Annotated in this window: 5 protein-coding genes; all 5 read left to right on the forward strand. The window is 51.4% G+C overall.

All coding sequences use genetic code 11. The annotated features are described in order from the left end of the window. Positions 1-618: 618 nt before the first annotated feature. Positions 619-1,332 (forward strand): peptidylprolyl isomerase, encoded by a 714-nt coding sequence (locus K4305_RS07765; RefSeq protein WP_331561844.1) that lies wholly within the window; start codon positions 619-621, stop codon positions 1,330-1,332. A 268-nt stretch (positions 1,333-1,600) separates the two neighbouring features. Continuing rightward, positions 1,601-4,624 (forward strand): peptidase domain-containing ABC transporter, encoded by a 3,024-nt coding sequence (locus tag K4305_RS07770; protein ID WP_331561845.1) that lies wholly within the window; start codon positions 1,601-1,603, stop codon positions 4,622-4,624. Next, positions 4,621-5,613, forward strand: coding sequence for an HlyD family secretion protein (locus tag K4305_RS07775; RefSeq protein ID WP_331561846.1), 993 nt, complete (start codon positions 4,621-4,623; stop codon positions 5,611-5,613). Before K4305_RS07770 ends, K4305_RS07775 begins: the two co-directional genes overlap by 4 nt. A gap of 94 nt (positions 5,614-5,707) precedes the next feature. Beyond that, positions 5,708-6,406 (forward strand): M48 family metallopeptidase, encoded by a 699-nt coding sequence (locus K4305_RS07780; RefSeq protein WP_331561847.1) that lies wholly within the window; start codon positions 5,708-5,710, stop codon positions 6,404-6,406. Between the two features lie 9 nt (positions 6,407-6,415). Further along, on the forward strand, positions 6,416-10,175 hold a 3,760-nt coding region (locus K4305_RS07785; RefSeq protein ID WP_331561848.1), incomplete at its 3' end, for a tetratricopeptide repeat protein.

A 10,175-nucleotide genomic window follows, 5' to 3' on the forward strand; every position in this document is an offset into this window, starting at 1 on the left:
TGAAGAGGAAGAGGTTGCCCACGGATTTGCACGGATTGGCACGGATTAATGGGTTAAGCGCTATGGGTGATGTTTTCTTGCTATTGAGCCATCCAGCTGTCTCGCTATCCAGCTATAAGAGGAAGAACGCGGTTCCCGCTGATTGAAGATTGGATTTTCACGGATAGAAGAGTGTTGGCAGTGAGTCCGAAGTTGTGGGTTGTGTCCTGTGGGCTGTTGGCTGGAAGAGAGGGGATTGAAGAGGAAGAGGTTGCCCACGGATTTGCACGGATTGGCACGGATTAATGGGTTAAGCGCTATGGGTGATGTTTTCTTGCTATTGAGCCATCCAGCTGTCTCGCTATCCAGCTATAAGAGGAAGAGCGCGGTTCCCGCTGATTGAAGATTGGATTTGCACGGATTGAAGAGCTCGGGGTGTAACCCTGAACTATCTGTCCGGCTATTCTGTGGCGCGAATTCATGGTTTATTGCTATAATATCTATATAGTTCTGCAGCAAGGGGGCTTTCGGGGCCCCCTTTTTTATGTTGTTTGCAATCTCTCGACATGATCAAGTCGTGAGGGTTTCGTATTTTAAGTGATTTCTTCCGAAGTTTTTTACCGGGTTAACGACTTTTTTATGGCTGTTATCGCTACGATAGGCAAACGCGAGGTTTCGGCCGACGAGGTTTTTCCGTTGCTTTCTTCATGCGGGTTATGGCCGCAGATCATGCGGGAGATGGTTATCGACAGGGCGTTGTGTTCGCTCGATTGCTCTTTTGACGAGGTGGAGGTTTATTATCGTAAGCAGCTTGCGGACGATGCCGGGTTCATCGATAAGAGAAAGCGGCAGATGGCGCTTGAGGGAGTGGACGAGAACAGTCTCGAATTTTATATAAAAAGACCGGTGCTGCTTGCCCGTTTCAGGGAGACCATGTTTGCAGGGAAGGTTGAAAACACTTTTCTGTCCATGAAGACCGGCTTCGATAAGGTGGTGTTTTCGATGATACGCAACAGGAATCACGAACTGGTCAGGGAGTTGTATTTTCGTCTTGAATCCGGCGAGGAGAACTTTGCTGCGCTTGCATCGAAATATTCCGAAGGTCGCGAGGCATCGAGTTTCGGCCAGATAGGCCCGATAGAAATGAAACAGCTGAATCCTGTTCTGGCAAGGAACCTCCATACTGCGCAGCCCGGGGTACTCAATGCTCCAATTGTCATCGACGGATTGGGGGTTATCACCTGTCTGCGCGAAAAAATCAACGCTCGACTTGATGATACCATGCGGCAGCGGATCATTACGCTGCTTTTCGATGAATGGGTGAAGAAAGAGGTGGAGGAGTATTTTTATTAGGATAGTGGGTAGTGGATAGTGGATAGTGGGGAGTGGGTAGAGTGGGTAGTGGGGGATGCGGGAAGATGAGGGGAGCGTTGTGTTTGAAGCCATCAAGCCATCAAGCTGTCCCGCTGTCACGGCGTTCTCACTCAGAACTCTTCCCTTCCCCGGAAAAGGGGGCTGTGTTTTTTTTAATCCTGATTATTTTGGCGATATTGCGTCAGTTTGGGTGTCGTTACAGGTAACGATTCAGCTATGTAACAGCGATTTCTAACCGGATATTATTTTGGCTACTACGGAATATACCAATGATGAGGTCAGCCGGATCATTTCCGGTATTGCCCTTTTTTCGGAGTTGAAGGCTGACAAGATAACCATGCTTGCGGGGATCTGTTCGGTCGGTCGTGCCACCATAGGCAAATCCGTCATCGGAAAGGGCTCGATGCCGGACGGTTTGTATATCATCAGTTCCGGCCGGGTACGGTCGCTTTATCAGGATGATGCTTCGGGTTCGGTGCAGACGCTGCGTATTCTGGGTCCCGGCGAGTTTTTCGGCTGGGTGAGCCTGATGCGCAGGCATCCAACGGAGATCGTTACGGCATCCGAAGACGCCGTTTTTCTGAAGGTACCCGTAACTGCGCTCAGCGCCGTGGTCAACGCGGTTCCTGCTCTTTTCAGGCAGTTGTCGAAGGCTACGGACCTTGCTGAAATCTGTCTGCTGTTCAATGCCGTTTACGGCAATGATCCGGCAATAGAAGCGCGCATCCGTGAGTCGGGGTTTGCCGGACTGAAAGAGCTTTCGCAACATCTTCTTGCCTCGGCTGTTGTCGCTGATTCCGGTTTTTCTCGATCCGTGCCTGCAGGCGACCTGCAGTGGATTGTCAGCAGAAGCGATAACAGCGCTTTTCCCGTTGGCTCTTTTTTTTCGAAGCCTGAAGATGGTATTCCCGCTTCGGCGTCCATGCGTCTGGTCGGGCTGGATCTTTCATGCCTGAAGGAGTCTTCCGATATGGCAGAGGATAGTGCCGCTGCATCGGGCGAGGGCGATGAGGCCTCTTTTACGTTTCCGCAGGATAATGACGGAGCATCGTTCAGTTATACTTCTGGCGGCGGCGAAGAGACTGTTCGGTCGAAAGGGTTTCCGTTCGTCAGGTCGAATGGTTCGGTAGTCGAACAGACCATGGCCTGTTTTCTTATGCTTGGCAGGCATTTCAATATGCCGGTCAAAAAGGATCTGATAAAGAGCGTTATCGGCAATCAGTTTTCGAGAAACGGCCAGATTTCGATTCAGGATTGCGGAGGGGTTGCCGTTCTGCTTGGATTGAAGGCGCAGGTCGTTACGTTTCAGAAGGAGGCGTTGTCGAGATTGAAGGTGCCTGCTCTGATCCGCTGGGGCGATGGTTATGCGGTGCTGTACAAGGTAACGGCCAAGGAGGTCGCTCTTGCCGTGCCTTCTTCATCGGGTGTAAAAATCATTGCAGTCCGCGAGTTCCAGGAGAAATGGACCCATCAGGGTGAAGCGCTTGTGCTCGATGTCAAGGCGGATACGCCGCAGAAGCGGTTCGGGTTCGGATGGTTTCTTCCTTCGATCAACAGGTACCGGAATGTGCTTGCGGAGGTGCTGATTTCCTCGTTTTTCATTCAGTTGATGACCCTTGCAAATCCGCTGTTGTTCATGATCATCATCGATCAGGTTATCGTCCGCAACAGCTATTCCACCTTGCATGTGCTGGGCGTTCTGATGCTGGTTATCGCGGTGATAGAAGCCGTACTCTCAAGCCTGAAGACCTGGCTGTTCGTCGATACGTCCAATCGTATAGACGTTTCTCTCGGTTCCGAGGTGATCGATCATATGCTTCGTCTTCCGCTGCGTTTTTTTGAAAAAAGACCTGTGGGCGAACTGAGTTCAAGGATAGGTGAACTCGAACGCATCCGCCAGTTCCTTACGGGAACGGCGCTCAACGTTGTGCTTGATGCCGTATTTTCGATTGTTTATGTGATTGTTTTGTTCCTTTTCAGCTGGAAACTCGCCATTCTTTCCTTGTCGGTCATACCCGTGATGGGGCTTATTACGTTTTTGCTTGCGCCGGTGTTCATGGCGCAGTTGCGCGAGAAAGCAAAAAGGCACGGCGAAACCAACGCATACCTGATCGAAGTGCTTTCAGGCATTCAGACGGTCAAGTCGCAGAATATCGAGCTGCGCGCCCGGTGGAACTGGCAGGAAAAGTATGCCGCTTATGTCCGCGACGGATTCAAGCCTGTACTGACAGGAACCATAGCCAATTCCACCAATTCCTTCCTGAGCAAGCTGTCTGGCCTGATAGTCATCTGGGCAGGGGCTTATCTGGTTCTGAACAATGAACTTACTCTGGGGCAGCTTATAGCGTTCCGGATTATTTCGGGTTACATTACAAGTCCGGTATTGAGGCTTGCTCAACTCTGGCAGAATTTCCAGGAAGCGGGCATGTCGCTCGAACGGTTGTCCGATATTGTCGATAGCCCGCAGGAAGGGGGTGGGCGCGAGCAGTTGTCGCAGATTCCGCTTCCGCTTATGAAAGGGGAGATCTGGTGCGAGAATGTTTCGTTCCGTTTCAGAGAGAACGCGCCTATGGTGCTAAAGAACGTCAATGTCACCATTCCTTCGGGTACGTTCGTGGGTATAGTCGGCGAGAGCGGTTCTGGCAAAAGCACTTTTGCAAAGCTGATTCAGCGTCTCTATGAACTCGATGAGGGCCGTATATTCATCGATAACTACGATATCGGCAAAGTTGAACTCTATTCATTACGGAGCCAGATCGGCATAGTGCCTCAGGATCCGATGCTTTTCAACGTTTCGGTGAAGGAAAATATTGCTCTGACAAATCCTGAGGCCAGCGATGCCGATATCATGAGAGCCGCAAAGATTGCTGAAGCTCATGAGTTTATCATGGCGCTGCCGACAGGGTACAATACCGTCGTCGGCGAGAAAGGGTCTTCCCTTTCAGGAGGCCAGCGCCAGAGGATCGCTATCGCCAGAACGATATTGCAGAATCCCGGCATGATCATTCTCGACGAGGCTACAAGCGCTCTCGATCCTCAGACCGAGAGCAAGCTTACGGAGAACCTTGCGACGGCTTTCAGGGGTAAAACGGTTTTGTTTATAACGCATCGGCTCAATTCGGTCAAGGCTGCTCCGATGATTCTTTGTTTTCATGACGGATGTATCGATGAAGCCGGCACGCATCACGATCTTATGGCAAAGCGAGGGCGTTATTTCACGCTGTTTCAGAAACAGTCTTATTCCATGCCGGTGATGGAGGGAAAACATTGAAAAAGAATGGACTATCCGACGAGCTGATCGGACAGGGTGAGGTGTTCACGCAGTCGCCTGTTCTTCCGAGAGCAATTCTTTGGCTTCTTGTACTGTCCTTCGCCGGATTTCTGGTTTGGGCGTCGATCGCCAAAATCGATGTTTCGGTGGCGGCGGTAGGAAAACTCGAACCGACAGGAGAGGTCAAGAGCGTACAGGCTGCTATCGAGGGGGAAGTGGCCAAACTTTTTGTATCGGATGGCCAGCAGGTGAAAAAAGGCGATGTTCTGCTTGACCTGGTGCCGGTGCTTTCAGTCGGTGAGGAGTCGAAGCTGAAGTCCCTTAAGATTGCGCTTTCGAATGCAAGGCAGCAGTACGCTACCGAATCGGCGATGCTCTCGAAACTGAGGTCGCTGTTGCAGAGCGAAGCTGTTTCAGAGTTCGAGGTGGAGCAGAAAAAACTCGATGTACTCAAGCTGCAGGCGCAGATAGCCGATCTTTCCGAGCAGATCAACAAGCAGAGCTACATGGCAAGCCAGGCGACCGGTTACGAAGCCATTATGGCTCCTGTCGACGGTACGATTTTCGATCTTCAGGTGAAGCCGGGAACTGTTGTGAGTCAGGGGCAGATCATCCTTAAGGTAGTGCCAAAAGATCAGCTGACGGCAAGGGCTTTCATTTCGAACCAGGATATCGGCTTCGTTTACGAAAATCTTCCGGTCGATGTGCGCCTCGATGCATTTCCTTATGCGGAGTTCGGCGATATCAAGGGCAATGTGATCTGGGTCGGTTCCGATGTGCTGGCGCCTGATGATATTATCAAATACTATCATTTTCCCATCAAGGTGCGGCTCGACAGGCAGTATCTCATGGCGAACGGACGGAAGATTTATCTGCAGTCGGGTATGTCCGTAACCATGAACATCAAGGTCAGAAAGCGTACCGTCATAAGCATTTTTACCGACCTTTTTTCACGGCAGGTCGATGCTGTCAGCCATATCCGGAAATAAGCCGTCTGGCGAGTTATGTTCCTGCGTCGTTCCGGGCGTTTTACCCCAGGGTTGCGTTCGCCAGGAGAGCATCCTTTTGCCGGGTTTGGTATATGTGGTCAGGTATAGCCCGAAAGCGCGCCATCCCCGCCTGAAAATGGTTCCTTATGAGGGGCTGATTGTTGTAGTGCCGGCTCATTATGACCAGCAGCGTATCGACGATATCGTTTTTCGGCATCGGCAGTGGATCGTTACTGCCGGCGAAAAAATGCGCAGTAATGGCTTGTTTCCGGATAGTGCGGATGTTTCGGTTTTTCCTGAAACGGTTACTTTCGAGTGCAGCGGAGAGCAGTGGCTGGTGAGCTGTCAGCGGGATTCTGCAGTGAGTGATGTTACGGCGATCGAGTGTTCGGGACGAAACGTTGTTCTGAGAGGCGATGCGTCGAATGTCGGGCTTTGCCGTTCGGCTCTTCGACTCTGGGTTATCGGAAAGGCTGCCGGGGTTCTTGTGCCCATGCTGCACGCTCTTGCGCATAAAAACGATTTCAGGTTCGAAAAGGCAGCTGTCCGACTTCAAAGATCCCGCTGGGGAAGCTGTTCTTCGAAGGGAACGATATCGCTCAACGCTAAATTGTTTTTTCTGCCTCGCCATCTTGCCGAAGCTGTCATGTTGCACGAACTGTGCCATACGGTACATATGAACCATTCCCGTTCGTTCAGGCAACTGCTGGCCTGTCATGATCCATGCTGGCGCGAGCATGACAGGGAGTTGAGGGCAGCATGGAAATACATACCTCGATGGATCGAAGCCTGAATACCTGCCATGACAAGTCAGAAAATCCCAAAGAACGGAGATTCCCGAAACGCAGATGTTTCGATGCCATCCGATGCCCGGTTGCCTGGTCTGAAAAATAGCATACGCAATGCACTTTCATTGCATAAACAGGGTCATCTTGACGAGGCTGAAGCGATCTATCAGGAAATTCTGGGCAGAGAGCCGGATGATTTCGATGCCTTGCGTCTTCTCGCCGCATTATTGGCTCAAAAGAAACGTTTTCCCGAAGCTGTCAAGCTGTTTCAGCATGCTATCCGCATTAATTCCGGACATGCAGAGGCATGGTACAATTACGCAACATCATTGCAGGAACTGAAAAAGCCTGATAAAGCAGCCGAGTGCTACGCAAGGGCGATTGCCTTACAGCCCGGATATGCAGAGGCTTATTTCAACAGAGGCCTTCTTTATCAGGGAAGTGAGCGCTATCAGGATGCCTTATCGGATTTCGATATGGTGATACGCCTGAGGCCGGATTATGCGGAGGTGTATTATCATAGGGGAAATGTCCTGAAAGAGCTGAAGCGATATGCTGAAGCAATAACGTGTTACGAGAAAGCTTTGGCCTGCAGATCTGATTATGCGGCTGCTTGCAGTATGTGCGGCAATATATTACGGGAACAGGAGAAATATCATGAGGCTCTTGAATATTACGACAGAGCACTTTCCATTGATCCCGGTTACGCAGAGGTCTGCAATAATCGCGGAGTGATAATGAAGGCGCTGATGCGCTATGAAGAGGCGCTCTCCTGTTACGACCGCGCGCTGGAGCTGAAACCCGGTTATGCAAAGGCATATCTGAATAAGGGAAGTGCATTGCATACCTTGAAACGCTATGAGGAGGCGCTGTCATGCTATGAAAAAGCTCTTGAACTGAAACCGGATTATGCCGAGGTTTATTTTGCGCAGGGGGTTTCCTTGCAGGCTTCAGGGCGCAATGCAGAGGCTATGAAGAGTTACGACAAAGCAGAGGATTGCAACTATGGCTTTGTCGGGCTGTATGTCAACAGAGGAGTGCTGTTCACTGATCTCAAAAGGCATTCGGATGCTGTCAGGAATTATGAAAAAGCGCTTGATCTCAAGCCGGATTGTGATTTTCTGTTCGGCCAGTACCTTCATTCCAGAATGCATATCTGTGACTGGAGGGATTTTGCACATAACCTGTCCAGGCTTGAACGGCATATAAATATCAGCGATAAGGTTACGACTCCCTTTCCGGTTCTCGCACTTGTTGACAAACCGGAACTGCAGCTTCAGGCCGTCCGGATTTTTATGGCTGCTAATTGTCCCGAACGCCATGATCTGCCCCCGATATCCCGCCATGCCTCTTCAGGCAGGATTCGCATCGGGTACTACTCTTCCGATTTCCACAATCATGCAACCGCGTACCTGATGGCGGAGCTGTTCGAACGCCACGACCGGTCGCGTTTCGAACTGACCGCATTTTCCTTCGGTCCGGACAGCAGGAGTTGGATGAGAAGGCGTGTAGCAGCATCGTTTGACCGTTTCATCGACGTGCAGAATCGCACGGACAGGGAAATTGCCGAGTTGTCGCGGGAACTCGGTATCGATATCGCGGTTGATCTGAAAGGATTTACCGCCGGATCACGCACCGGCATTTTCGCATACCGTGCAGCGCCGGTGCAGGTGAACTACCTTGGCTATCCCGGCACGATGGGAGCTCCGTATATCGATTACCTTATAGCCGACAGGGTGCTGATACCGGAAAGCAGCCGCCGGTACTACACGGAAAAAATCGTCTGTCTGCCGGACAGCTACCAGGTGAATGACCGGCATCGCCACATATCGGAACGGCTGTTCACGAGGGAGGAGTGCGGTTTGCCCGAACAGGGATTCGTCTTTGCATGCTTCAACAATAATTACAAGATCACGCCCGATGTGTTCGACGTCTGGATGCGGATCCTGAAGCGGGTTGAGGGCAGCGTGCTATGGCTGTTCGAGAAGAGTGCCGATGCTGTTGAAAACCTTCGGAAGGAAGCTGCCGGACATGGCGTATCTGAAGAGAGGCTTGTGTTTGCAAAGCATTTGCCGCTGTCCGAGCACCTGTCGCGTCACCGGTTGGCGGATCTGTTCCTCGACACCTTCCCATACAATGCGCATACCACGGCCAGCGATGCGCTGTGGGCGGGACTGCTGGTGCTGACGCGCATGGGCGAATCGTTTGCCGGACGGGTGGCTGCAAGTCTGCTTCATGCGATAGGTCTGCCGGAACTGGTGACGGCGACGGAGGCGGAGTACGAAGCGCTTGCTGTAGGGCTTGCGATGGATCCGGAAAGGTTACGGAGCATCAGGGAGAAGCTCCTGGAGAACAGGGAGCGAGCGCCGCTGTTCGATACCGAGCGGTTCACGGGTTATCTTGAAGCGGCTTACAATGCTATGTACAGGCGCTATCATGATGATCTGCCGCCGGATCATCTTGAGATCACCGAAGTCGCAAAAAGATCCGATGTTGCAACCCGATTGCCGTCGGCGCTTGCATTGCAAAGAGCGGGTCGGCTTGAAGAAGCTGCCGAAATGTACAGGGATATTCTTCATATCGAACCGGATAACCGAAGAGTTCTGAACCTTTCGATAGATGTTGCCCTTCAGTTGAAAAGGTTTGCTGAAGTCGTTTTACTGGCAGACAGGATGACGCAGCTCGATCCCTCTGATGCAGGCGGATATACGAGGAAAGGAGGCGCATTGACAGAGCTGAAGCGTTACAAGGAAGCGGTCTCGTGCTTTGACCAGGCAGTCAGGCTCAAGCATGATGTTGCAGAGATATATAATAACAGAGGGGTTGCCCTTGCTGCCCTTGGTCGTTATGACGATGCTGTGGCGAATTATCAGGAAGCTTTACGTATCAGGGAGGATTATGCTGTTTCCCATGCCAATCTTGCAGGTTCTCTGGTTCAGTTGAAGAGGTATGCTGATGCGGTATCGCATTATGAAAAAGCCCTGAGACTGAAACCGGACTACGATTTTTTATTTGGAGAATATCTCCATTTGAAAATGAAAATCGGCGACTGGCATGATCTTGGCGTCAAGCTGGATGCGTTTAAGGAAAGAATAGAGAGGAGGGAAAAAGTTTCGACGCCTTTTCCTGTTCTGGGGCTGCTCGATGCGCCCTCGACTCAGAAGAAAGTCGCAACAGTTTTTGCCGCGGCGAATTATCCGGAAAACAAGGAACTGCCGCAAACTCCGAAACGGGAGCGAAAAGACAGAATCCGTATAGGGTATTACTCGGGCGATTTTCATAATCACGCTACAGTCTACCTGATGGCTGAGCTTTTCGATCGGCACGATCGGTCACGTTTCGAGCTTATCGCGTTTTCATTCGGGCCTGACAAGCAGGATGGAATGAGGATGCGGGTTGCCGCATCCTTTGACCGTTTTCTCGATGTGCGGAATCGCTCGGACAGGGAAATTGCCGAGTTGTCGCGGGAACTCGGTATCGATATCGCGGTTGATCTGAAAGGGTACACCAAAGATTCTCGTACAGGTATTTTTGCATATCGAGCAGCGCCTGTGCAGGTGAACTATCTCGGCTATCCCGGTACGATGGGAGCGCCGTATATCGATTACCTGATAGCCGATCGGGTGCTGATACCGGCAAGCAGTGGGCAGTATTATACGGAGAAAATCGTCTGGATGCCGGACAGCTACCAGGTGAACGATGCTCACAGGAAAATTTCGGAGCGGGCGTTCACGCGCAGGGAGTGCGGCTTGCCCGAGCAGGGGTTTGTGTTCG

It is taken from the genome of Chlorobium sp. (assembly GCF_036528655.1).
Lineage (GTDB): Bacteria > Bacteroidota > Chlorobiia > Chlorobiales > Chlorobiaceae > Chlorobium.

Coding starts and splice junctions, on each gene's coding strand:
- K4305_RS07765 (WP_331561844.1), top strand. CDS start 619: ATGGCTGTTATCGCTACGATAGGCAAACGCGAGGTTTCGGCCGACGAG.